Consider the following 23,113-nt stretch of genomic DNA (forward strand, 5'->3'; position numbering starts at 1 on the left):
CGGCTGTCCACACCGAGATCAAATGGGCCAACTGACCCATTATTATGGGCCATGCCACCCATTCTGTCCAGGGCTGCGTCAGGGCGTGGGCTTGCGCGGCCCGCCGGTCCGCCCGCGGCGGGGTTTGCGTGGCACGGCGAACGAACGCACGTAGTCGACGGCCGCGTTGAGCGCAGCCCGCAGCGGCTCGCCATCGGCGGTGGCGTGCGTGAGCATGGCGCCGCCCTGGTGAGCGACGACCAGCGATACGGCCAGATGTCGAGGATCGGCTTCGGGGCGCAGCTCGCCACGATCGCGCATCGCGGCCAGGCCGGCCTCGAACAGCCCGATCCACTGGTCGTATCCGGCGGAGAGTTCGCTGTGGATGTCGTCGTCGGCGTCGATCAGCTCACCGGCCAGCGAACCGTAAACGCAACCGCCCACGCGATATACGGCATCGATGTCGGCCACGCAGGCCTGCGCCCACGCCTGCAGAGCTTCGAGGCTGTCGAGGCTTTCGAACCGCGATTGTGTGTGGAAGGTCCGGACGTCGTCGCGGCGGGAGGCGATCACCTGACGCGTAAGCGCCTGCTTGTCGCGAAAGTAGTGCGAGATCTGCGAACCGCCCACCTTCGCCGCGCGCCGCACCTGATCGATGCTGGTACCCGCGACGCCGCGCTCGAACATGAGGCGGGCCGCCGCCTCCACGATCCGGGCCCGGGTCTCCCGTCCCTTACGGGTCAACCCCGGGTCCTGGTCAGACATGGCCCTCATCAGGCACTGTGCCGCCTTGGGCGAATGTGGCTCAGCCGGCCCTCCTCGCAGCGCGCCGGCCACGAGGACGCGGGGCCGGACGCGCAGTCCGTTCCGCGGGGTCGGCGGCGAACGTGCGCAGATAATTGACGGCGAACCGCACGGCGTGCGCGTGCGGCCATTCCGCCCGATACGTGAAGGCCAGCGTGCCGCCGCCCTGGTGGGCGGCGACGATCACCAGGGCGAGGTGAGTCGGGTCGGCCTCGGCAACCAGGACCCCGCGGTCCTTCATCTCCTGCATCGTCTGCCGGAGGAGGTCGATCCATTCGCGGTATCCCGCGGCCAGGGTGGCGCGCGTCGCGTCGTCCGATTTCGCCAGTTGCGCGGCGAGGGCATGGTAGGTGGGAGTGCCGGAGTACCCGATGCGCCGCAGGTAGCGCATGTTGAGCTCGATCCAGCGCTCGAAGTCGTCGAACGACCGCAGGCCGCCCAGCCCGGGCTGCCGGTGAAAGTCCAGGACGACGCCGGTCTGGCGTCGGATGACCGCGCGCAGCAACGCGCCCTTGTCCGCGAAGTAGTGCGCGAGCTGCGATCCGCTGACCGACGCCGCGCCGCGCACGTTCTCCATGTTCATCGCCGAAAGGCCTTCGGCAACGATGATTTGGGCGGCGGACTGCACGATCCGGTCGCGGGTGGCGCGCCCCTTGGCGGTCAACCGTTGTTCGTCGGGAACATCGGGATGGGCCATCGCGTCAGGCTAACCCGCGGACGCCTCCAATTATGGGATATCCAGCCCACTGTGTCGCGCAGCCGGGACGGGCCTCAGCCCGCCCGGTGATGCCGTGCCAGGAAGTCACGCATCAGCCCGGCCACGTCGTCCAGCGCGGATTCCAGCAGGAAGTGCCCACCGTCGAGCAGATGAATCTCGGCGTCGGGCAGGTCGTCGGCGAAGGCCTCGGCGCCGGCCGGCCCGAAGATCTCGTCGCCGCGGCCCCAAACCGCCAGCAGCGGCACGCCGGTGGCGCGGAAGTATTCGTGCAGGCGCGGGTACATCGGGGCGTTGGTGGCGTAGTCCCGCAGCAGCTTCAGCTGCACCAGGTCGTTGCCGGGCCGCGAGATCAGGGCGTAGTCGTGGTACCAGGACTCGGGGTCCACCAGCGTCTCGTCGGCGACTCCGGTGAGGTATTGCCACCGGGTCGCCTCCAGCGTGAGGAACTGCCGCACCGCGGCTTCGGTGTCGGACGTCTGTTGAGACTGGTAGGCCTGCACCACTTTCCAGAAGCTCGCGACGAATCCGGCGTCGTAACCATTGCCGTTTTGGCTGACGATCGCCGCGATCGCGGACGGCTGGCGCAGGGCCAGGCGCCAGCCGATCGGGGCGCCGTAGTCCTGCACGTACATCGCGTAGCGCTTGATGCCGAGGCTGTCCAGCAGGCCCGCGGTCAGCTCGGTCAACGCATCGAAGGTGTAGTCGAAGTCCTCGACCTGCGGCGCGTCGGAAAGCCCGAAGCCCAGGTGGTCCGGGGCGACGACGTGATACCGGTCCGCGAGCGCCGGGATCAGGTTACGGAACATGTGCGAGCTGGTCGGAAATCCGTGCAGCAGAACCAGGGCGGGCGCGGCGGGGTCTCCGGCTTCACGGAAGAACAGCCGGTGGCCGTCGACGGTGGTGTAACGATGGTGAACAGCCGGCATGAGACTCCTCCTGGGCCGTGGGGGTGAGGGCCGCGACGGCCGACCAGATTTTTGGGATGCACAACCCAGTATGCACCAAAACCGACGGCTGGCAAGCCTCCCGGTCGCAGTTGACCTCGCGCGGAAGCGGGCTTAGTGTGGGCCGGTCATCCCAGTCCCGGCAAAGCGCAGGTGCAGACACAGTGGGCAGGCTTGTTTCGGTGAACGTGGGCCTGCCCCGCAACGTGCGGTGGCGGGACAAGACCGTCTACACCGGGATTTGGAAGAGCCCGGTCGAGGGACACGTCATGGTGCGCCGCCTCAACATCGACGGCGACGGGCAGGGCGACCTCGCGGGCCACGGTGGTGAACAACGCGCGGTCATGGTGTACCAGGCGGATTCCTACGACTACTGGCGGTCGTATCTGGGCCGCGACGATCTTCATCCAGGCTCCTTCGGCGAGAACTTCACCGTGACCGGGCTGGCCGATGACCAGGTGTGCATCGGCGACCGCTATCGCATCGGCGGCGCCGAGTTCGAGGTCACCCAACCGCGCGTGACCTGCTTTCGGGTCGGGCTGCGGCTCGAAGAGCCTGAGATGCCCAATCTGCTTGTCGCCCACCGGCGTCCGGGCTTTTACTTTCGCGTCATCAGCGAAGGGCCAGTGCGTGCCGGCGACGACATCGTGTGTACCCGCCGTGGCCGCCACGAGCTGAGCGTCGCCGCCGTCGACGCGCTGCTGTATCTGCCCAACCGCGATATCGCCCAACTGCGCAAGGCCGTCGACGTGCCGGCCCTCAGCCCGGGCTGGCGGCGGTCATTTCACGACCTGCTCAGCCAGCGCGACAAACCCGCGGACGCGGCACTCCCCGGCTGGGCCGGATTTCGCTCGTTGCGCGTCGTCGCCATACGCCTGGAAAGCCCGCAGGTGCTGTCGATCCGGCTGCAGGCCGCGGGCGGCGACCCGCTGCCGCGCCCACTGCCCGGCCAATACCTGACGCTCCGGATTCCCGGCGCCGGCCGCCCGGCGCCCCTGCGCAGCTACTCCCTCTCGGGAGATCCGGCCGAGGCCGAGTACCGCATCAGCGTCAAACTCGAGGACCACGGACTGGTGAGCCGGTGGCTGCACGCCCACGCAAAGCCCGGCTCGGTCATCCAATCCGCTGCTCCGCGTGGCGACTTCTACCTCACCGACGGCGACAACCCGGTGGTGTTGATCTCGGCGGGAATCGGTGTCACTCCCGTCCTGGCGATGCTGCACGCGCTGTCGACGGACCGCAGCCCCCGCGACGTCTGGTGGGTGCACACCACCCGGAATTCCCAAACACACGCGTTCGCAACGGAAGTCACGACGCTGCTCGAGTCGCTGCCCCGTGCCAGGCAGGTCGTTGTATACACACAGAGCCAGGGGCGCATGGACCGGCGGGGTATCGCGCAGCTGGGCCTGCCGTCGGATGCCGCCGCTTACCTCTGCGGGCCAACCCAATTCATGACCGATGTGCGCGAAGCGCTGACCGCGGCGGGGTTCGACCCTGCCCTGGTTCACGGCGAACTGTTCGGCGCCCTGCCGCCGATCAACCCGGGCGTCGTGGACGGCGCCGCGCGCCGCCCGCCGCATCCGCCGGCCGGGACGCCCGGAACCGGGCCGTCGATCACCTTCGCCCGCAGCGGGTTGACCGTGAACTGGTCGGCCGGCTACGGGAGCCTGCTTGACATGGCCGAGGCGTGCGATGTGCCGACGCGGTTCGCCTGCCGCAGCGGCGTGTGCCACACCTGCGTCACCGGGGTGATCGCGGGAACGACAGCCTATCGCCAGCGGCCGCTCGAGCCGCCGGACCCGGGGACGGTGCTCATCTGCTGCGCCGCACCCGAAAGCGACGTGGTACTCGACCTGTAGCGAGAGTCGCCGGCTCACGCCGACATTGCGCGCCGGCTTTACTGGCAGCCCAGGCAGACCGACGCTTCCGCGGTGTAGCACAGGAAGGTCATCGTCTCCTGCAGATAGAGCTGCACCGTGTCGGCGTCGTGGCTGGTGTAACCGATGGAGACGTCGGTCCCCAGCTGCAGATCGAAGTCGCCGCCGCGGGTGGTCAACACCATGGCGCCGTCGATGGCCGGCGCCCAGATGATGTCGCCCTTCACCAACCTGTTCAGGTGTTCGAGGATCGGATAGCCGTGCTCGGTGGTCTCGCTGACCTTGGTGTACATGTCGGCCGACAGCAGCACCGAATACGGTCCGTCGACACCGGCCAGTCGTAGCGAGGTCAACGCCTGCGAGATCGCGTCGGGCATGCCGCGCGGATCCTGCGGCATCGGCACGGGCGGATTGGAGCTGCATCCGCGGATGCCGTCGATCGATGCGGCGGGGTAACCCTCGAAGACCGCGCGGTCCTCGACGAACGCCAGCTTCTTGGCGGCGTCCTTCACCGGGTCCCAGTCGGAGTCCTGCGCGCCGCGCTCGACGTTGTCGATTTCGTAGCGGGACAACGTGAACGGAACCCGCAGTCGGACAAGGGGTTTGCTGGCCCGCAGGTGCGCCTGCACGCCATCGGAGGGGGCTTCGACGTCGATCAGGCGGCCCGTGCTGACCGCCGCGGTTGCCGCCCCCCCGGGGCCGCTGACGTCGACCACCCGACGTCCCGCGATGTGGCGCTTGAACGTCCGCGTCGCCTCCTGTTCGATCTCCTTCCAGGCGACTTCGGTGACCGGTGCCAGGTCGCGGTAGAGGTTGTTCATCGGGAGGTTCCTTTCAGGCTGCCGATCGAAAGTGAGCCTCGCTCGGGAGCGAGGCCGGCGGCGGGTTTGACTGCTGACGCTGTTGCGCGCGGTTGGGGTAGGGGCGGGGGATCGTCGAGGAAATCGACAGTAGGAGAAAAGAAGAGTCCGCCGGTGACCGCGGTCGAGAAGTCGAGAATGCGGTCGGTGTTGCCGGGTGGATCGCCGAGGAACATGTTCTCGAGCATTCTCTCCGTTACCCGCGGAGTGCGGGAGTAGCCGATGAAATACGTGCCGTATTCGCCCCTGCGGAGCTCCCCGAACGGCATGTTGTGCCGCACGATCTTCAATTCGGTGCCGTCGTCGTCGGTGATGACGTTGAGGGCGATGTGGGCGTTGGCGGGCTTCTCGTCGTCGCCGAGTTCGATGTCGTCGAACTTGGTGCGGCCGACCACCAGTTCCTGCTCGTTGACCGGCAGCGAATTCCACGACGCCATGTCATGCACGTACTTCTGCACATGGACGTAACACGATCCCGCGAAATCGGGGTCCTCGTCGCCGACGGTGGTGGAGCTGGCGGCCAGCACGCCGCCGGGGTTTTCGGTGCCGTCGACAAAGCCCAACAGGTCGCGGTTGTCGAAATAGCGGAACCCGTGCACCTCGTCGACCACGGTGACCGCTCCGGCCATCGCCCTGAGAATCCGGTCGGCCAACTCGAAGCACACGTCGAGGCTCTCCGCGCGGATGTGGAACAACAGGTCCCCGGGCGTGGCCGGGGCGACGTGCCGCGGACCCTCGAGCGCGACGAACGGATGCAGCTCCGCGGGGCGGGGCCCCGAGAACAACCGGTCCCAGGCTCTCGAGCCGATCGAGACAACCGCGGACAGCCGCTTCGGCGGCTCCCGGAAACCGATGGCGCGCACCAGCCCGGAGACATCCTGCAGGGCTTCGTGCACCGCGGCCTCGCCGCCCTCGTCGATGGTGACCACCAGGAAGATCGCCGCAGGCGTCAACGGCTCGAGGATGGGTTGCGGCTGGACGGGAGGCACTCTCCCGACCCTATCGTGGTGACGTCGAGCGCCGGAAGCCGAGCGGGTGACGAACCGCCGGCTCGGGTCGGGCCGTGCAGTCGCAGCGTTGGCGGTGCCGCCCGCACCAGACCCGGCCCCAACCCACCCACGCGCCGGCAGCGATGATGGTGCGCATGTCAGACGCGCCCACGAGCTCCGCCAGCGCCCGGGGCCTGTGCGACTTCATCGACGGGTCCCCGTCGCCCTTCCACGCCTGCGCCACGGCCGCGGCCCGGCTGACCGGGGCGGGGTACACCCAGCTCAGCGAGTCGCAATCCTGGCCCGGCCGGGCCGGCCGCTACTTCATCGTGCGGGCCGGATCATTGGTCGCGTGGAATTCCGACGGGCCCGAGGGCCCGTTCCGGATCATCGGTGCGCACACCGACAGCCCAAACCTACGGGTGAAGCAGCACCCGGACCGGGCGATCGCCGGCTGGCGGGTGGTGGCGCTCGAGCCGTACGGCGGCGCGTGGCTGAACTCGTGGCTCGACCGCGACCTGGGCATCAGCGGGCGATTGTCCGTGCGGGCCGGCGGCCGCGTCGCCGATCGGCTGGTGCGGATCGATGAGCCGATCCTGCGGGTCCCGCAGCTGGCCATCCACCTCGCCGAGGATCGCCGGTCGCTGACGCTGGACCCGCAGCGACACCTCAACGCGGTGTGGGGGAGCGGCTCCGGTCCGGCGTCGTTCCTCGGTTACGTCGCCGAGAGCGCCGCGGTGGCGCCGGCCGACGTGCTGGGCGCCGATTTGATGACGCACGACCTGACTCCGTCGCGGGTCATCGGCGCCGACGCCGGCCTGCTCAGCGCGCCCCGCCTGGACAACCAGGCCAGCTGCTATGCGGGACTGGAAGCGCTGCTCGGCGCCCAACCGCGCGGCTTCCTGCCTGTGCTGGTGCTTTTCGACCACGAGGAAGTGGGCTCGGCGTCCGATCGCGGCGCGCAGTCCAACCTGCTGGGCACTGTCCTGGAGCGGATCGTCTCGGCGGCCGGCGGGACCCGGGAGGATTTCCTGCGCCGCCTGCCGGATTCGTTGCTGGCGTCGGCGGACATGGCGCACGCCACCCATCCCAACTACCCGGAACGGCACGAACCCAGCCACCAGATCGAGGTCAACGCCGGACCGGTGCTCAAGGTGCATCCGAATCTCCGCTATGCCACCGACGGGCACACGGCGGCGGCCTTCGCACTGGCGTGCCAGCAGGCCGGGGTGGGGTTACAGCGCTACGAGCACCGGGCGGATCTGCCGTGCGGCTCGACCATCGGCCCGCTGGCGGCGGCGCGGACCGGCATCCCCACCGTCGACGTGGGCGCCCCCCAGCTCGCGATGCATTCCGCGCGCGAGCTGATGGGCGCGCACGATGTGGCCGCGTACTCCGCGGCGCTGGGCGCGTTCCTGGCGCCGGCCTGAGCCCGGCGCCGGTCCCTCGCCTGTGCCGCATCCCGACGGCGGGCGTGCGGCCACCCTAGACTGTCTGGCGTGACCGTCTCCGGGACCAGCGCGCGCACCCAGGCGATCGACACGGTCGAGCACGCCGCGATCACCCCCGACCAGCCCCAACCGTTCGCGGAGCTGGGCCTCAAAGACGACGAATACCAGCGGATCCGCGAGATCCTCGGCCGCAGGCCCACCGACACCGAATTGGCGATGTACTCGGTGATGTGGAGCGAGCACTGCTCCTACAAGTCCTCCAAGGTCCACCTGCGCTATTTCGGCGAGACCACCACCGACGAGATGCGCGCCGGCATGCTGGCCGGGATCGGGGAGAACGCCGGCGTCGTCGACATCGGCGACGGCTGGGCGGTCACCTTCAAGGTCGAGTCGCACAACCACCCGTCGTACGTCGAGCCCTATCAGGGCGCGGCCACCGGTGTCGGCGGCATCGTGCGCGACATCATGGCCATGGGCGCGCGACCCGTCGCCGTCATGGACCAGCTCCGGTTCGGCGCCGCCAACGCACCGGACACCCGCCGGGTGCTCGACGGCGTCGTGCGGGGCATCGGCGGCTACGGCAATTCGCTCGGCCTGCCCAACATCGGCGGCGAAACCGTCTTCGACGCGTGCTACGCGGGCAACCCCTTGGTGAATGCGTTGTGCGTGGGGGTGTTACGGCAGGAGGACCTGCATCTGGCGTTCGCCTCGGGTGTCGGAAACAAGATCATCCTGTTCGGCGCGCGGACGGGTCTGGACGGCATCGGCGGGGTGTCGGTGCTGGCGTCGGACACCTTTGATTTGGAAGACGGCACGGGACCTTCCCGCAAGAAGCTGCCGTCGGTGCAGGTCGGCGACCCCTTCATGGAGAAGGTCCTCATCGAGTGCTGCCTCGAGCTGTACGCGGGCGGCCTGGTGATCGGCATCCAAGATCTCGGTGGCGCCGGATTATCCTGCGCGACATCGGAATTGGCGTCGGCGGGGGACGGCGGTATGGCCGTCCGGCTGGAAACCGTCCCATTGCGGGCCAAGGAGATGACGCCCGCCGAGGTGCTGTGCAGCGAGTCGCAGGAGCGGATGTGCGCGGTGGTCGCGCCGGAGAACGTCGACGCCTTCATGGCCGTGTGCCGCAAATGGGAGGTACTGGCCACCGTCATCGGCGAGGTCACCGACGGCGACAGGTTGCAGATCACCTGGCACGGCGAGACGGTGGTCGACGTGCCCCCGCGCACGGTGGCCCACGAGGGTCCGGTTTACCAGCGCCCGGTCGCCCGTCCCGAATCGCAGGACGCCCTGAACGCCGACCGTTCGACCAAGCTGGCGCGCCCGGCATCCGGCGACGAATTGCGCGCCACTTTGCTTGCGCTGCTGGGCAGCCCGCATTTGTGCAGTCGCGCGTTCATCACCGAACAGTACGACCGGTACGTGCGGGGCAATACCGTGCTGGCCGAACACGCCGACGGCGGCGTGCTGCGTGTGGACGAGTCCACCGGCCGCGGCATCGCGATATCGACCGACGCGTCCGGCCGCTACACCGCGCTGGACCCTTACGCCGGCGCGCAACTCGCGCTGGCCGAGGCGTATCGCAACGTCGCGGTCACCGGCGCCACCCCCGTCGCGGTGACCAACTGCCTCAACTTCGGATCACCCGAAGACCCCGGCGTCATGTGGCAGTTCGCGCAGGCGGTGCGCGGTCTGGCCGATGGCTGTGCGGCGCTGGGCATTCCGGTGACCGGCGGCAACGTCAGCTTCTACAACCAGACCGGGTCGGCGGCGATTCTGCCAACGCCGGTCGTCGGCGTGCTCGGCGTGATCGACGACGTCGCCCGCCGCATCCCGACCGGCTTGGGCCGTGAGCAGGGGGAAACCCTGTTGCTGCTGGGAGATACCCGCGACGAGTTCGACGGCTCCGTCTGGGCCCAGGTGACAGCCGACCACCTCGGCGGCCTTCCGCCCGAGGTCGACCTGGCGCGCGAAAAGCTCATCGCCGACGTGCTCGGTTCGGCGTCGCGCGACGGCTTGGTGTCCGCGGCGCACGACCTGTCCGAAGGCGGCCTCGCCCAGGCCGTCGTCGAAGCGGCCCTGGCGGGCGAAACCGGTTGCCGCATCGTGCTTCCCGAGGACGCCGACCCATTCGTGACACTGTTCTCCGAGTCCGCGGGCCGGGTGCTGGTGGCCGTGCCGCGCACTGAGGAGAGCCGGTTCCGTTCGATGTGCGAGGCGCGGGGACTGCCCGCGGTGCGCGTCGGCGTCGTCGACCAGGGGTCCGACGAGCTCGAGGTGCAGGGCCTGTTCACGATCTCCCTGGCCGAACTACGCGCGACGTCTGAGGCGGTGCTGCCGCGATTCTTCGGGTAGGTCGGCTCCGCGCGGTGTCCCTGGCCGCCGCGCTGGTCGGCTGGAGCTTCCTCGTCCCGCGGCTGCCGGCCCGGTCCCGGAGCCTCACCCAGGGCGTCATTGGCGGGCTGCTGGTCTGGCTGACGCGCGCGCCGCTGGGCCTGCGTCCGCCGCGGCTGTGGGCGGGGCTGCGCCTGGGCGCGGTCACCGGGGCCGCGGCGGCGATCGCTGTCGGGGGGAGCGCCCTGGTGCCACGGGTGCGGCAGTCGATGGCCGACCGCGAACCGCCGGCGCCGGCCCCGGCGTGGTTGTTGGTGCGGATACCCGTGGGCACCGTCTGGGCCGAGGAGTCCGGGTTCCGTGCGGCGCTGGGCGCCGCGGGCGCCGCCGCGTTCGGCACTCCCGCCGGGCGGCTGTTGCAGGCGGGCGCCTTCGGTCTGTCCCACATCCCGGACGCGCGCGCCACCAAGGCACCGGTGATGCCGACGGTGCTGGTCACCGGAGTCGCCGGCTGGCTCTTCGGCTGGCTGGCCGACCGCTGTGGGAGCCTCGCCGCGCCGATCCTGGTGCACCTGGCCGTCAACGAGGCCGGCGCGATCGGCGCGCTGGCCGCGCGATCCGCCGAGCGGCGCCGCGGCGATCCGCGTCTCTGAGACCCTGAGATATGCCCGCACGCCAGAAGGTCGATCCGGCGAAGACCCGGCAGGCGGTGCTGGCCGTCGCGGACTGGCTGCGTGACGAATCCCTGCCGACGCCCGACCGCGAGGGCCTGGCGGCGGCCGTGCGGCTCACCGCCCGCACCCTGGCCGCCGTGGCGCCCGGACGCAGCGTCGAGGTGCGCGTCCCGCCGTTCGCCGCGGTGCAGTGCATCCCCGGGCCCGCCCACGCCCGCGGCACGCCACCCAACGTCGTCGAAACCGACCCGCGGACCTGGCTGCTGCTCGCCACCGGGATGTGCTCGCCCGCGGAGGCGCGAAGCGCGGGCGCGCTGAGCCTTTCCGGCTCGCGGGCCGGTGAGATCGGACACTGGCTGCCCCTGGTCGACCTGCGGCAAATATAACCCTGAACTGCAGGTTTAGCTATGCGAGAACGTGATCCGTGCGCCCGACACGCCCGGGAGATTGGCTGGTGGCCCCGCAATACCCGTAGACTCCTGTACGTCACTAACCGTTCTCCGGGGAGCCGCCGAGTCGTGACCGTCCAGGAACCCGAGCAGGACCTCAATTCGCCTCGTGAAGAGTGTGGTGTATTCGGGGTCTGGGCCCCGGGTGAAGAAGTCGCCAAACTCACCTACTACGGCCTGTACGCGCTCCAGCACCGCGGGCAGGAGGCTGCGGGCATCGCCGTGGCGGACGGCTCGCAGGTGCTCGTCTTCAAAGATCTCGGGCTCGTCAGCCAGGTCTTCGACGAGCAAACCCTGGCGGCCATGCACGGGCACGTCGCCATCGGCCACTGCCGCTACTCGACCACGGGCGACACGACGTGGGAGAACGCGCAGCCCGTGTTCCGCAACACCGCGGCCGGCACCGGGGTTGCGTTGGGACACAACGGGAATTTGGTCAACACCGCCGAACTCGCCGCGCGCGCCCGCGACGCGGGGCTGATCGCGCGACGGTGCCCGGCCCCGGCGACGACGGACTCGGACATCCTCGGCGCACTGCTGGCCCATGGCGCGGCCGACTCGACCCTCGAGCAGGCGGCGCTCGACCTGTTGCCCACCGTGCGCGGCGCGTTCTGCCTGACGTTCATGGACGAGAACACGCTTTACGCGTGCCGTGACCCATACGGCGTGCGGCCGCTGTCGCTGGGCCGGCTGGACCGCGGCTGGGTGGTGGCCTCCGAAACGGCGGCGCTCGACATCGTCGGCGCCTCGTTCGTTCGCGACATCGAGCCCGGCGAACTGCTGGCCATCGACGCCGACGGGGTGCGCTCGACGCGTTTCGCCAACCCCAGCCCCAAGGCCTGCGTCTTCGAGTACGTCTACCTGGCAAGACCGGACAGCACCATCGCCGGCCGCTCCGTGCACGCCGCCCGGGTGGAGATCGGCCGGCGGTTGGCCAGGGAGTGCCCGGTCGACGCCGATCTGGTGATCGGCGTGCCGGAATCCGGCACGCCCGCCGCGGTCGGATACGCCCAGGAGTCCGGAATCCCCTACGGCCAGGGCCTGATGAAGAACGCCTACGTCGGGCGCACGTTCATTCAGCCGTCGCAGACCATCCGCCAACTCGGTATCCGGCTCAAGCTCAACCCCCTTCGCGAGGTGATCCGCGGCAAGCGGCTCATCGTCGTCGACGATTCGATCGTGCGGGGCAACACCCAGCGCGCGCTGTTGCGGATGCTGCGCGAGGCCGGCGCCCTCGAGGTGCACGTGCGAATCGCGTCGCCACCGGTGAAGTGGCCCTGCTTCTACGGCATCGACTTCCCGTCGCCCGCCGAGCTGATCGCCAACGCGGTCGAGGACGAGGACGAGATGCTCGAGGCGGTGCGGCACGCCATCGGCGCCGACACGCTGGGCTACATCTCGCTGCGGGGGATGGTCGCGGCCTCCGAGCAGCCGGCGTCGCGCCTGTGCACCGCCTGCTTCGACGGCAAGTACCCGATCGAGCTGCCGGGGGAGAGTGCGCTGGGCAAGAACGTCATCGAGCACATGCTGGCCAATGCCGCACGCGGGGCCGGGCTCGAGGAGCTGGTGCCCGACGAAGTACCCGTCACGCGCTGACTCCGCTCGCGGTGTTCACCAGGCGTGCGAGTCCGGCCGTCGGCGCCGCCCGGTAGCCTTTATCGCGATGACGGATCCCGGAAAAAGCCCCGGACGCGAGCCGGGCAGCCAGGGCATCACCTACGCGTCGGCCGGGGTGGACATCGAGGCCGGTGACCGCGCCGTCGAGCTGTTCAAACCGCTGGCGACGAAGGCCACCCGGCCCGAGGTGCGTGGCGGGCTGGGCGGGTTCGCCGGGCTGTTCGCGTTGCGCGGCGACTACCGCGAACCTGTGCTGGCGGCCTCCACCGATGGTGTGGGCACCAAGCTGGCGGTCGCCCAGGCGATGGACAAGCACGACACCGTCGGCCTGGACCTCGTCGCGATGGTCGTCGACGACCTGGTGGTCTGCGGTGCCGAACCCCTGTTCCTGCAGGACTACATCGCGGTGGGCCGAACGGTGCCCGAACGGGTGAGCGCGATCGTCGCCGGCATCGCCGAGGGATGCGTCCGCGCCGGCTGCGCGCTGCTCGGCGGCGAGACGGCGGAGCATCCCGGCCTGATGGAACCCGACCACTACGACATCTCGGCCACCGGCGTCGGGGTGGTCGAGGCCGACGATGTGCTGGGGCCCGACCGCGTCAAGCCCGGCGACGCCATCATCGCACTGGGCTCGTCCGGGCTGCATTCCAATGGATACTCGCTGGCGCGCAGCGTCCTGCTGGACATCGATCGGATGAGCCTGTCCGGTTACGTGGAGGAGTTCGGCCGCACGCTGGGGGAAGAACTCCTGGAGCCCACCCGGATCTACGCCAAGGACTGCCTGGCCCTGACCGCCGAGACCGACGTTCGGACCTTCTGTCACGTCACCGGGGGTGGGCTGGCCGGCAACCTGCAACGCGTCATCCCCAACGGGCTGGTCGCCGAGATCGACCGCGGCACATGGACGCCGGCACCCGTCTTCGCGATGATCGCCCAGCGCGGCCGCGTGACCCGCGAGGAAATGGAGAAGACGTTCAACATGGGCGTCGGGATGGTCGCCGTCGTCGCCCCGGAAGACACCGACCGCGCGCAGGCCATGCTGACCGCGCGGCACCTCGAGTGCTGGGTGCTCGGGACCGTCGCCAAGGGCAAGGACGGGCCGCGGGCGAAACTGGTAGGACAGCACCCGAGATTCTAAAAGGCCCGACCGGAGCCGGGCCCACGCTGTTCTGATGCCGGGCGCACCGCAGCGGAATCGAGGAGAGTGTCAGCGACGCCAGTCGTCGTGGTCAGCCCAGGCGTCCGGGCCGTCTTCCTCCAGTTGGTTGGCCTCGTCGGCTTCCGACCCTGACAGCTCGCGCTGAAGCCGCTGAAAGTCGGTCTGCGGGGAACTGTATTTGAGTTCTCGAGCAACCTTGGTCTGCTTTGCCTTAGCCCGGCCGCGGCCCATGGGGGAACCCCCTCGCGCAATAACGGAGCGGCCTAACGAGTAGGCGGCTCCGATCTCCTGGTGTCATATTGTCCTGCCGATAGTTTACCGTGCCTTGTGGCCAGGCGTCGGCGCCCCCTGCCCGCCGTGGCGGACTTCACCGGGATTATCTCGCACCACCCCGCAACCGTTCAACGGCCAGACGTCCAGCGCCGATATGTTCCGCGGGCGGCAGCGAATCGGGGTCGATCACGGCGGCCACCGAACCTTGCGGACCGGTCGTCAGAGCCGTGTCGGGCGGGATGCCGCGCTTGAGCAGCGCCAGCGCCACCGGCCCCAGATCCACGTGCTCGACCACGGTCCCGAGCCGTCCGACGGTCCGCCCGGCGGCGAGCACCGGATCGCCCGTCGACGGGCGATCCACCGAGCCGTCGAGCTGCAGGAGCACCAGCATGCGCGGCGGCTTGCCCAAGTTGTGCACGCGCGCGACGGTCTCCTGCCCGCGGTAGCAGCCCTTGTTCAGGTGGACAGCCCCCTCGCCGGGACCGCCGATCCACCCCACCTCGTGCGGGATCGTGCGCTCATCGGTGTCGACGCCCAGGCGTGGACGCAGGGCCGCGACCCGGTGGGCCTCGTAGGCCCACACTCCGGCATCGCGCACGCCGGCCTGCCGCAAGCGGTTCTGCCACTCACCCGCCTCGACGCGGGGCACCAGCAGGTCCAGCTCGATCTGACAGGCCGGGGCGCCGACCCTACGTCGCACGAAGCCGTCGCCGGGCAGCGGCACAGCGGTCATCTCGGCGGGCAGGGTCTCGAGGCCCAGCGCGTCGAGCACAGCCCGGTCGGTCAGCCGCGGGCCGAGCAGCGACAGCACCGCGAGGTCCGCCTCGCTCACGGCAACGTCCGACCAGAACACCATCTTGCGTAGGTACTCCAGAAGTAGGCCGCCACGCCACGGCTCGGTGTCCAGGTAGGTGGTGCCGTCCAGCTCCGTTTGAACCCAGTGGTCCTCGACCCGGCCCTGACCGTCGAGGCTGAGGTTTTGCGTGCTGGACCCGTTGGCCAGCTGGGCGACGTGCTGGGTGGTGAGGCTGTGCAGCCAGGTCTGCCGGTCGGCGCCCGTCAGGGTGAGCACAGCGCGGTGTGAGCGATTCACCACCACCGCACCGGTTTCCGCCGCGCGCTGCTCGCCCAGTGGATCGCCGTAGTGCCAGATCGCGCCGGCGTCGGGTCCCGAGTCGGGCGCGGGAACTGCGTTCATGTGCGCCGCTCCTTTCCCCCGCAGTCGGGAGGTGCGGCCGACGTCGCTTCGCACCGCATCGGCGCCGGCGTGGTTGACTCAACCAACTCTACGGATCGTTCATTTCCTTGGCGCGCACGCGCGGCCGGCGCGGGCGTCCGATCCCATCCGCATGTCGTCGGCAACGCGGGCCTTCGACTGAGTCTTCGCATTTTCGCCGTTAGGCTCGTTTGCTATGTCGAGTGTGATCGTCACCCTGGACGGTGAGGCCCATCCGCCGGAGAGGCCGTTGTTGCACGCCGACGACCTCGCGGCCGTCCGCGGCGACGGCATTTTCGAAACGCTGCTGGTCCGCGACGGCGCGGCCTGCCTGGTCGAGGCGCATCTGCGGCGGCTGGCCCAGTCCGCCAAGATGCTGGACCTACCCGCCCCGGACCTCTCCGATTGGCGCCGCGCGATCGAGGTGGCCACACAAGAGTGGGCCTCGGGCGGCGCCGGCGAAGGCGCGATGCGCCTCATCTACAGCCGTGGCCGGGAAGGCGGCACGACGCCGACCGCCTATGTGATGGTCAGCGCCGTCCCCGAGCGGGTGGCCGACGTCCGGCGCGATGGGCTGGCGGCCATCACGCTGGAGCGGGGCCTGTCGGCGACCGGAACCGACGCAATGCCCTGGTTGGTGGCCGGAGCCAAGACGCTTTCCTATGCGGTCAACATGGCCGCCCTGCGGCACGCCGCCCGCCAGGGCGCCGGCGACGTCATCTTCGTCAGTTCGGACGGCTACATCCTTGAGGGGCCCCGCTCGACGGTGGTGATCGCCGCCGAATCCCAGGCGGGTCCGGGCGGGGCGCCGTGCCTGCTGACGCCGCCCCCGTGGTATCCGATCCTGCGCGGCACCACGCAACAGGCCCTCTTCGAGGTGGCGCGCGCGAAAGGCTACGACTGCGACTACCGGGCGCTCCGTATCGCGGACCTACATGCCGCGCAAGGGGTTTGGCTTGTATCGAGCATGACCCTCGCGGCCAGGGTGCACACGCTCGACGGCCGGCGGCTGCCCGGCCTTGCGATGGCCGCCGAGTTCGCCGAGTTGGTCGACTCGGCGATTGTCATCGATCGCTGAGCGCTGAATTGTGTTGTCGGCTCGCAAAATGGCGGGTACGGTCGCTCGTACACAGGAAGGGAGGTGGTCCGCGAAATTGATAGCTTCATGGACATGTGAGGTGGCTGCGCGCTAGCTGCATCGGCTCGGAAGAGCTGGCGATCAACGCGCGCTGGCGAATTCCCCGCAGTCACCCGGCCCCCGAGCTTCCGGTCAGTCCAACCAGGAGCATTGCTCGGGGGCCGCCCCATGTCAGGGGTCGGCCCCGCCGTGCGCGCGACGCTATCCGACGAACCTGGACAGCCGCGCCGAAAGATGCGGCACCAGGCCGCCGTCGGCGTCCACCCGCTCCTCGACGTAGGCCAGGTCGCCGCCCTCGACGATCCCGTAGAGCCGTTTGGCGCCACCCACCAGCACGCCCGACCTGCTGCGGGCCAGCGCGTCGGTCACCAACTCCCATGACGCCGGCGTGCGCGGACGGCCGTAGAACAGTTCGACGTAACCCGCCGAATGGGCCAGCAGCAGCTCGATCGCGTTCGATTCGCTGGGGTCGTCGGGATCGTTGACGAAGCGCCAGTACCCCGTCTCCCGCAAGCCGCGCTCCTCGTAGTTGCCCGTATCGTCGAGCCGCCACGAGCGGGCCTCCCAGTTCAGGTAGTCGCCGCCGTCGTGCGAGACCACGATCTGCTGTCCGAACCGGTAGTCGCCGTCGTGGCCGCGGCCTTCGCCCTCGCCCCGCCAGACGCCGACGAGCGGCAGCAGCGCCAGCAGCGCGTCGTTGAGGTTGGCGCCCTCGCGAAGGTTCGCGGTGTCGGCGGGCAGCGGCAGGTCGTCGAAAGCCGGAATGTTGCGGGCCGCGGTGATTTTGGCGCGTTCGGCGGCGGCGGCCACCGCACGGTCCCCGGAGTTGGTGGAGCCCACCGCGCCTTCTGTGTCGTCGTCGGAAGTCACGATTCGTCGGTGATGAGCCGGTAGAGCGTGTACAGCGCGAACCACGAGATGACCACGACGGCCAGCACCAGCATAATCTCGAAGAAGAGCACCACGTCGCCGAGTTTATTCGTTCGCGTGGCCGTCGCCCGGCCAGGGCGGCGTCAGGCGATCTTGACGTCGACTTCGTGGATGCCGGCGTGCGACGGCTGCACGACCGCGTCGCCGTTGCCGGCCGCCGCCTGGGCGCGCAGCCTCCAGGATCCCGGCGCGGCGAAGAACCGGAAGTCGCCGCTGGGCGTGGCGAGCACCTCGGCGGTGAACTCATCGGACGAGTCGAGCAGGCGAACGAACGCGCCGCCCACCGCCTGACCGTCACGGTCCACCACGCGTCCGGTGATCACCGTTTCCCTGGCCAGGTCGACGCCGACGGGCAGCGCCGATCCTTGACTCGGTCCAAGGCTCATATCAGCTTCCCAACTCGCTCGGGGCGCCCACCAGGGAGCCGCATTGAACTTCGGCCGTCGTCGTACGTCATGACGCGCCGCCCGAACAGTCACTGCTCCAGGAACCAGCCGGGTGACCGCCGTGTTCCCGGCCGGGCCGCGGGATGGGCCGCAGGCGGGACACCAACGGGTAGAGCCGACAGCCCAGGCAGATGCCGAACGCGGCGTTCACGAAAGCCGCGAACAGGGCGGCGGCGGTGGCGACGACGCCGGGCAGGAAAGCGCCCGCCGCGAACCCGACAGCGCCGGCCACGGCAAAGACCAGGCCGACGAGCTGAGCAAACTTCAGCGGAGCTACCGGTTCACGCTCCCCGACCGGCCCCAGCCGGGGCGCCGCGAACCGGGCGAACAATCGGCCGTACGGGTGGCGGCGCGGGCCGGCCACCGCGCCGATCGCGAAGACGGCGGCCTGCACGGTCAACAACGCCGCGGCCGCCGGCGGGTTGATCCCCGCGGTCAGCAGCGCGACCACCAGCACGGCGGTCGTGACCCATGCGGCGAAGCGGGGTCCGCGCACGTCGACTTGGTCCTGGTGGATGGTGGTGTTGCTGGCTGGCACGGCATTGCTCCTGGGTACGCCTGTTGCTGGGAAGAGTCTTGGGGAGATGCCCGACGGAGAGCGGGACTGCTCCGAGTGCTACGCGGAAACGGCGCGGCGACTCAACAACAACAACGACAGCAACAACCCGCGATGCGGCACAGATCGACTGCGCGACGCTTGGTGAGCACGAGCTCGAAACGGGCGGGCACGACGGCAAGCTTACCCACAGACACAGCAATCAGGCCAACAGCGGTTGTAGCGCGGAACGCAAATCGGCGGCCGTGGGCACCCCTGAGGCGCGATAGCGCTGCCGTCCCTCCACGTCGAAGATCAGCGTGGTGGGCAACGACAGCACCGAGAACCGCCGCGCGGCAACCGGATTGGTGTCCAGATCGACTTCAATATGAGCCACGGCGCCCAGGTCGTCACACACCTGGCCCACCACCCGGCGGACCCGGTCGCAGGGACCGCACCACGGGGCGCTGAAGTGCACGACGGTCGGCCCGCCGCGTGAGATCCCCAGCGCCTCCACGTCGGCGGCAGTCGCGAGCGACGCCTCGGGGACCTCGCGGATGCGTCCCGCGCGCCGCGTCGACAGCCGGCCGGCCAGAGCTCCCACGACGATCGCAGCGACGACCGCGATGATCACCAGACTCATGACTGTTTGAACCCGTCCAGGGTCACGGTTACTCCATACGCGATGCCCTCGATGATGACGTCGGAGCCGCGGGCGCCCTCGGTCTTCGGCGCGACGCCGAACGGGAGCCGCTGGTCGGGCAGCCGAGCACTGAAAGCGCGCAGCACCGCATCGCGTTTGTCGGCGGGCACCGTCTGATTGGCGGAATCGGGGCCGGTGACGATGCCGGTGGGGGTGAACACCAACGTCGCCTGGTCGTCGGGCGCGATCGAGAGGTCCACCGAGACGCTGACCCGCCGGTCGAAGCCGGCCGACTTGGGTGTGCCGCTGAACACCAACCCGTGGCTGTCGGAGATACCCGACGCGGTGACGCCGCCGGTCGCGGTGTTGGTCACGCTCGGCGGTGCCTCGACCATCAGGTCGCTGATGCCCATGTAGCGGCCCAGATGTGTCGAGTCGACGATGATGCGGCTCTCCAGCTTGCCCACCGGCAGCTTCGCGTCGGCCCTGATCAGCCACGACGCGTAGGTGAGGTCGACCGAGTACATCGTGGCTTCGAGGGTGGCCTTGCCCACCTCCGCATGCTCGACGGCGCCGGCCTTGATCTCCAGCTGGTCGTAGTGGCGGCGCATCGCCTGCGGGACGAACGGGAACGCCAGGATGGCCACGAATGGGTCGGACTTCAGATCGGCCGCCTTGCGCACCGTGGACGACAGTCGGTACTCGGCGTAGATGCTGGTCCCGTAGTCGACGCCGACGGCGCCGACGGCGATCACGGCCACGGCGACCAGCGTCGCCAGCACCGCGAACAGCACCTTGCGCATCGCAACATTGTGGCCCAGACGTTACGGCGGCGACGTGACGGACCGCCGCACGGCGCGGATCACGCCGCTGCAGATGCCCCGTTCGTCGGCCTCCCCGGCTCTGCGCCCTCCTCGGGTGGTCCCTCCCACACTTTGCGCCGAAGCCCCTCATCGTCGGGCCAAACACCAGGTGGCAAGTTATCGTTAGATAACCTGGCAACTTACTCGTAACGGCGTTGTTAATTTGGGAGATGCCTTTCCCCCAGAGCTGGAGGGGCTAATTGGAGCTATTACTGCTCACGTCGGAACTGCATCCCGACCCCGTTCTGCCGTCGTTGTGCCTGCTTCCCCACACCGTACGCACCGCACCGCCAGAACCATCCTCCCTGCTCGAGGCCGGGACCGCGGACGCCGTGCTCGTCGACGCGCGTACCGACCTGTCGTCGGCGCGGGGCCTGTGTCGCCTGCTCAGCACGGCGGGCCGGTCGGTGCCCGTCTTGGCGGTGGTCACCGAGGGCGGCCTGGTGGCGGTCAGCGCTGATTGGGGCCTGGACGAGATCTTGTTGCCCAGCACCGGCCCCGCCGAGATCGACGCCCGGCTGCGGCTCGTGATCGGCCGCCGCGGCGGGCTGGCGGATCAGGAGAGCGCGGGCAAGGTCAGCCTCGGCGAGCTGGTGATCGACGAAGGCACCTACACCGCCAGGTTGCGGGGCCGTCCGCTCGACCTCACCTACAAGGAGTTCGAGCTGTTGAAATACCTGGCCCAGCACGCCGGCCGGGTTTTCACGCGCGCGCAACTGCTGCACGAGGTGTGGGGCTACGACTTCTTCGGGGGCACCCGCACCGTCGATGTGCACGTCCGACGACTCCGAGCCAAGCTGGGGCCCGAACACGAGGCATTGATCGGCACCGTGCGCAACGTCGGCTACAAGGCGGTCCGGCCGGCGCGCGGCCGCGCGCCGATCTCGGATCACGACGACGCCGGTGAGGTGGAGTCCGACGCCGAGGAACTACGCGAACCGTTGGGCGATCCATTACGCAGTCAGTGACGCCGGCTGACTGGCGGGTCGCGCTCACGCCCCAGGAGCAGCAACAGGTTCGCGACCTCGTCGCTGCCGCAACCGACTTCGACGGGGTTGCGCCGGTCGGCGAACAGGTGCTCCGGGAGCTCGCGCACGACCGCACCGAGCATCTCCTGGTCACCGCACCCGACCCGGACGGCCGGTCCGCCCCGGCCGCCGGGGTCGTCGGCTACCTGAACCTCACCCCGCCGCGGGACGGGGGTCCGGGAATGGCGGAGCTCGTGGTGCACCCGCTGGCCCGCCGGCGCGGTCTGGGGGCGGCGCTGGCGCGCGCGGCGATGGATAAGACCGGCGGCGGCAATCGGTTCTGGGCGCACGGGACGCTCGCGTCGGCCGCGGCCACCGCCGCGGCGCTGGGCCTCGTGGCGGTGCGGGAGCTGGTGCAGATGCGCCGTTCGCTGCGTGACCTCCCCGCGGCGATACCGCAGGCGCCGGGCGTGCGGGTCCGCCCGTACGCCGGGCCGGCGGACGACGCGGAGTTGCTGCGGGTGAACAATTCCGCTTTCGTCCACCATCCGGAACAGGGCGGCTGGACCGAGGTCGAGCTGGCCGAGCGGCGCAACGAACCGTGGTTCGATCCGGCGGGCCTGTTCCTGGCGTTCGGCGACGACGCCCGAGAAGATGCCGGCAAGCTGCTGGGCTTCCACTGGACCAAGGTGCACCTCGATCGGCCGGGCTTGGGTGAGGTCTACGTCGTGGCCGTGGACCCGTCGGCGCAGGGCCGGGGGCTGGGGCACACGCTGACCGCCGTCGGCGTCGAGTGGCTGGCGCGCAAGCTGGCCGGCGCACCTGAACCCACCGTCATGCTCTACGTGGAATCGGACAACGTCGCCGCGGTGCGGACCTATGAACGCCTGGGTTTCACCACGTTCAGCGTCGACACCGCGTACGCGTCCCCGCGCGGGCCAGGCTGACCGGCCCGCAACGATGTGGACTCCGGTCGTCGACTCGGCGTCGATGCGCGGGGGCGCGGTGGGCCGTGTCGGCGCATACTTTCGCGGTGAGTTGGCAACCTCCTTCCTGGGTGCCCGTCGGCGCCCGCGCGCATGTGGACCGCGTCAGGAAGCGAGACCGGTGAGACTCGACAGGGAGGGCCGGGCCCTGGCCGCAGTGGTGTCGGCAGTGCTGATCGGCGGCGCGACGGTGGTCGGGTGCGGCAGCGACAAAAACGGCGGCGGCGCAATCACGAGCGGCTCGGGACCCACCGACCCGGCCGGATGCGGCGGCAAGGGCAAACTCACCGCCGAGGGTTCAACCGCTCAGCAGAACGCGATGGCGTTGTTCAACCAGGCGTGGGCGCAGGCGTGCCCGGGCAAGGGCGTGACGTACAACCCGACCGGTTCGGGCGCGGGCCGCGAGCAGTTCATCGCAGGCCACGTCGACTTCGCGGGGGCGGACTCGCCGTTGATCGCCGACCAGATCGGCCCCGCCGCGAAACGCTGCGACGGCAACCCCGCCTGGGACCTGCCCCTGGTATTCGGCCCGATCGCCCTGGTCTACAACCTGCCGGGCGTGCCGGCGCTGGTGCTCAGCAGCGACGCGCTGGCCAAAGTGTTCAGCGGCAAGGTCACGGTCTGGAACGACCCGGCGCTGGCCGGGCTGAACCCCGGTGTGGCGCTGCCCGACACGAAGATCGTGCCCATCTACCGCGCGGACTCTTCGGGCACGACCGACAACATGCAGAAATATCTGACGGCGGCCGCGCCGCAGAGCTGGGCGAAAGGCGTCGGCACGGAGTTCCAGGGCGGTGTCGGCGAAGGCGCGGCGAGGTCCGCGGGGGTCATCCAGGCCGTGCAGGCCGCCCCGGGCGCCATCGGGTACGTCGAGAAGGGATTCGCCGACCAGGCCAAGGTGCCCTACGCCCAGATCGCGACGAGCGGCGGCGTGGTGCCGCTCACCAACGAGACCGCCGGCAACGCCATCCGGTCGGCCCACTTCGAGGCCGGCGGCAACGACCTCGTGCTCGACCTGAACACCCTGTACAGCTCGCAGGAGCCCGGCGCCTACCCGCTGGTGCTGGCCACCTACGAGATCGTGTGCTCGAAGGGCTACGACGCCGACACCGCCGCCGCGGTCAAGTCGTTCCTCGCGGTGGCGGCCAACAGCGGCCAGTCGGGTCTCACTTCGGCCGGATACGTCCCGTTGCCCGATAAGGTCAAGGAGCGACTGGTTACCGCGATCAACGCACTGCAGTAGCCAATTCCACGAGG

The 23,113-nt window shown here is 69.7% G+C and carries 22 protein-coding genes and 1 pseudogene; 11 read left to right on the forward strand and 12 right to left on the reverse strand.

Going from position 1 to position 23,113, the window contains the following annotated elements; translation table 11 throughout:
* Positions 1 to 78 precede the first annotated feature (78 nt).
* Positions 79 to 1,480, reverse strand: a pseudogene (locus G6N48_RS28980) (TetR/AcrR family transcriptional regulator).
* A gap of 74 nt (positions 1,481 to 1,554) precedes the next feature.
* Positions 1,555 to 2,427 carry an alpha/beta fold hydrolase gene (locus G6N48_RS22860; protein WP_085268399.1) on the reverse strand — a complete coding sequence of 291 codons (873 nt, stop codon included), beginning with the start codon at positions 2,425 to 2,427 and terminating at the stop codon, positions 1,555 to 1,557.
* A 182-nt stretch (positions 2,428 to 2,609) separates the two neighbouring features.
* Here G6N48_RS22860 and G6N48_RS22865 point away from each other — a divergent pair, with 182 nt between their 5' ends.
* The gene (locus G6N48_RS22865; RefSeq protein WP_085268400.1) at positions 2,610 to 4,304 is read left to right on the forward strand and encodes an MOSC and FAD-binding oxidoreductase domain-containing protein; all 1,695 of its coding nucleotides are present in this window, start codon (positions 2,610 to 2,612) and stop codon (positions 4,302 to 4,304) included.
* 38 nt (positions 4,305 to 4,342) lie between these two features.
* Here G6N48_RS22865 and G6N48_RS22870 read toward each other — a convergent pair whose 3' ends face one another.
* Together G6N48_RS22870 and G6N48_RS22875 are read right to left on the reverse strand one after the other, a co-directional pair.
* A complete protein-coding gene (locus G6N48_RS22870) occupies positions 4,343 to 5,143 on the reverse strand; it encodes a family 1 encapsulin nanocompartment shell protein (protein ID WP_085268401.1) in 801 nt (266 codons plus the stop codon).
* Positions 5,140 to 6,171, reverse strand: a complete 1,032-nt coding sequence (locus tag G6N48_RS22875) for a Dyp-type peroxidase (RefSeq protein WP_085268402.1) — start codon at positions 6,169 to 6,171, stop codon at positions 5,140 to 5,142. Before G6N48_RS22875 ends, G6N48_RS22870 begins: the two co-directional genes overlap by 4 nt.
* Before the next feature lie 146 nt (positions 6,172 to 6,317).
* On the opposite strand from G6N48_RS22875, the gene G6N48_RS22880 reads away from it, so the two are divergent.
* From G6N48_RS22880 to purM, 6 genes are all read left to right on the forward strand, one after another.
* Positions 6,318 to 7,601 (forward strand): M18 family aminopeptidase, encoded by a 1,284-nt coding sequence (locus tag G6N48_RS22880; RefSeq protein WP_372511209.1) that lies wholly within the window; start codon positions 6,318 to 6,320, stop codon positions 7,599 to 7,601.
* Between the two features lie 69 nt (positions 7,602 to 7,670).
* Positions 7,671 to 9,980, forward strand: coding sequence for a phosphoribosylformylglycinamidine synthase subunit PurL (gene purL, locus G6N48_RS22885; protein ID WP_085268403.1), 2,310 nt, complete (start codon positions 7,671 to 7,673; stop codon positions 9,978 to 9,980).
* On the forward strand, positions 9,968 to 10,612 hold the full coding sequence (locus tag G6N48_RS22890) for an Rv0804 family intramembrane glutamic endopeptidase (RefSeq protein WP_179969961.1): 645 nt from the start codon (positions 9,968 to 9,970) through the stop codon (positions 10,610 to 10,612). The genes purL and G6N48_RS22890 overlap by 13 nt, the downstream gene beginning before the upstream one ends.
* Positions 10,613 to 10,623: 11 nt before the next feature.
* On the forward strand, positions 10,624 to 11,019 hold the full coding sequence (locus G6N48_RS22895) for a sterol carrier family protein (RefSeq protein ID WP_085268404.1): 396 nt from the start codon (positions 10,624 to 10,626) through the stop codon (positions 11,017 to 11,019).
* Between the two features lie 132 nt (positions 11,020 to 11,151).
* Positions 11,152 to 12,678 carry an amidophosphoribosyltransferase gene (gene purF / locus G6N48_RS22900; protein ID WP_085268405.1) on the forward strand — a complete coding sequence of 509 codons (1,527 nt, stop codon included), beginning with the start codon at positions 11,152 to 11,154 and terminating at the stop codon, positions 12,676 to 12,678.
* Between the two features lie 67 nt (positions 12,679 to 12,745).
* Complete coding sequence (gene purM, locus G6N48_RS22905; RefSeq protein ID WP_085268406.1) at positions 12,746 to 13,837, forward strand: phosphoribosylformylglycinamidine cyclo-ligase; 1,092 nt, start codon at positions 12,746 to 12,748, stop codon at positions 13,835 to 13,837.
* Between the two features lie 69 nt (positions 13,838 to 13,906).
* On the opposite strand, the gene G6N48_RS22910 is transcribed toward purM, so the two are convergent.
* Together G6N48_RS22910 and ygfZ are read right to left on the reverse strand one after the other, a co-directional pair.
* Positions 13,907 to 14,089, reverse strand: a complete 183-nt coding sequence (locus G6N48_RS22910; RefSeq protein WP_085268407.1) for a DUF3073 domain-containing protein — start codon at positions 14,087 to 14,089, stop codon at positions 13,907 to 13,909.
* A gap of 145 nt (positions 14,090 to 14,234) precedes the next feature.
* Positions 14,235 to 15,329: a CAF17-like 4Fe-4S cluster assembly/insertion protein YgfZ gene (gene ygfZ / locus G6N48_RS22915; RefSeq protein WP_085268408.1), complete on the reverse strand. Its 1,095-nt coding sequence runs from the start codon at positions 15,327 to 15,329 to the stop codon at positions 14,235 to 14,237.
* Positions 15,330 to 15,552: 223 nt separating this feature from the next.
* On the opposite strand from ygfZ, the gene G6N48_RS22920 reads away from it, so the two are divergent.
* Positions 15,553 to 16,425 (forward strand): aminodeoxychorismate lyase, encoded by an 873-nt coding sequence (locus G6N48_RS22920; RefSeq protein ID WP_139825700.1) that lies wholly within the window; start codon positions 15,553 to 15,555, stop codon positions 16,423 to 16,425.
* Between the two features lie 261 nt (positions 16,426 to 16,686).
* Here the strand turns inward: G6N48_RS22920 and G6N48_RS22925 are convergent, their stop codons facing one another.
* The 6 genes from G6N48_RS22925 to lmeA form a co-directional block, all read right to left on the reverse strand.
* Positions 16,687 to 17,355 (reverse strand): FABP family protein, encoded by a 669-nt coding sequence (locus G6N48_RS22925; protein WP_085268410.1) that lies wholly within the window; start codon positions 17,353 to 17,355, stop codon positions 16,687 to 16,689.
* A gap of 143 nt (positions 17,356 to 17,498) precedes the next feature.
* Positions 17,499 to 17,801, reverse strand: coding sequence for a DUF1416 domain-containing protein (locus tag G6N48_RS22930; protein WP_085268411.1), 303 nt, complete (start codon positions 17,799 to 17,801; stop codon positions 17,499 to 17,501).
* Between the two features lie 67 nt (positions 17,802 to 17,868).
* Entirely contained in the window at positions 17,869 to 18,399 is a 531-nt protein-coding gene (locus tag G6N48_RS22935; RefSeq protein WP_085268412.1) for a DUF4395 domain-containing protein, read from the reverse strand.
* 101 nt (positions 18,400 to 18,500) lie between these two features.
* Complete coding sequence (locus tag G6N48_RS28985) at positions 18,501 to 18,614, reverse strand: Ms5788A family Cys-rich leader peptide (protein ID WP_408632580.1); 114 nt, start codon at positions 18,612 to 18,614, stop codon at positions 18,501 to 18,503.
* Positions 18,615 to 18,619: 5 nt separating this feature from the next.
* Positions 18,620 to 19,039 (reverse strand): TlpA family protein disulfide reductase, encoded by a 420-nt coding sequence (locus G6N48_RS22940; RefSeq protein ID WP_085268413.1) that lies wholly within the window; start codon positions 19,037 to 19,039, stop codon positions 18,620 to 18,622.
* On the reverse strand, positions 19,036 to 19,842 hold the full coding sequence (gene lmeA, locus G6N48_RS22945; protein WP_085268414.1) for a mannan chain length control protein LmeA: 807 nt from the start codon (positions 19,840 to 19,842) through the stop codon (positions 19,036 to 19,038). The genes G6N48_RS22940 and lmeA overlap by 4 nt, the downstream gene beginning before the upstream one ends.
* A 260-nt stretch (positions 19,843 to 20,102) precedes the next feature.
* On the opposite strand from lmeA, the gene G6N48_RS22950 reads away from it, so the two are divergent.
* The 3 genes from G6N48_RS22950 to pstS all read left to right on the forward strand — a co-directional run bounded on the left by G6N48_RS22950 (position 20,103) and on the right by pstS (position 23,099).
* Positions 20,103 to 20,870, forward strand: coding sequence for a winged helix-turn-helix transcriptional regulator (locus G6N48_RS22950; RefSeq protein WP_085268415.1), 768 nt, complete (start codon positions 20,103 to 20,105; stop codon positions 20,868 to 20,870).
* Positions 20,867 to 21,817, forward strand: a complete 951-nt coding sequence (gene mshD, locus G6N48_RS22955; protein WP_085268416.1) for a mycothiol synthase — start codon at positions 20,867 to 20,869, stop codon at positions 21,815 to 21,817. The genes G6N48_RS22950 and mshD overlap by 4 nt, the downstream gene beginning before the upstream one ends.
* A 160-nt stretch (positions 21,818 to 21,977) precedes the next feature.
* On the forward strand, positions 21,978 to 23,099 hold the full coding sequence (gene pstS, locus G6N48_RS22960; RefSeq protein ID WP_139825692.1) for a phosphate ABC transporter substrate-binding protein PstS: 1,122 nt from the start codon (positions 21,978 to 21,980) through the stop codon (positions 23,097 to 23,099).
* The last annotated feature ends 14 nt before the right edge of the window (positions 23,100 to 23,113 follow it).

Source organism: Mycobacterium parmense (genome assembly GCF_010730575.1).
Classification (GTDB): Bacteria; Actinomycetota; Actinomycetes; order Mycobacteriales; family Mycobacteriaceae; genus Mycobacterium; species Mycobacterium parmense.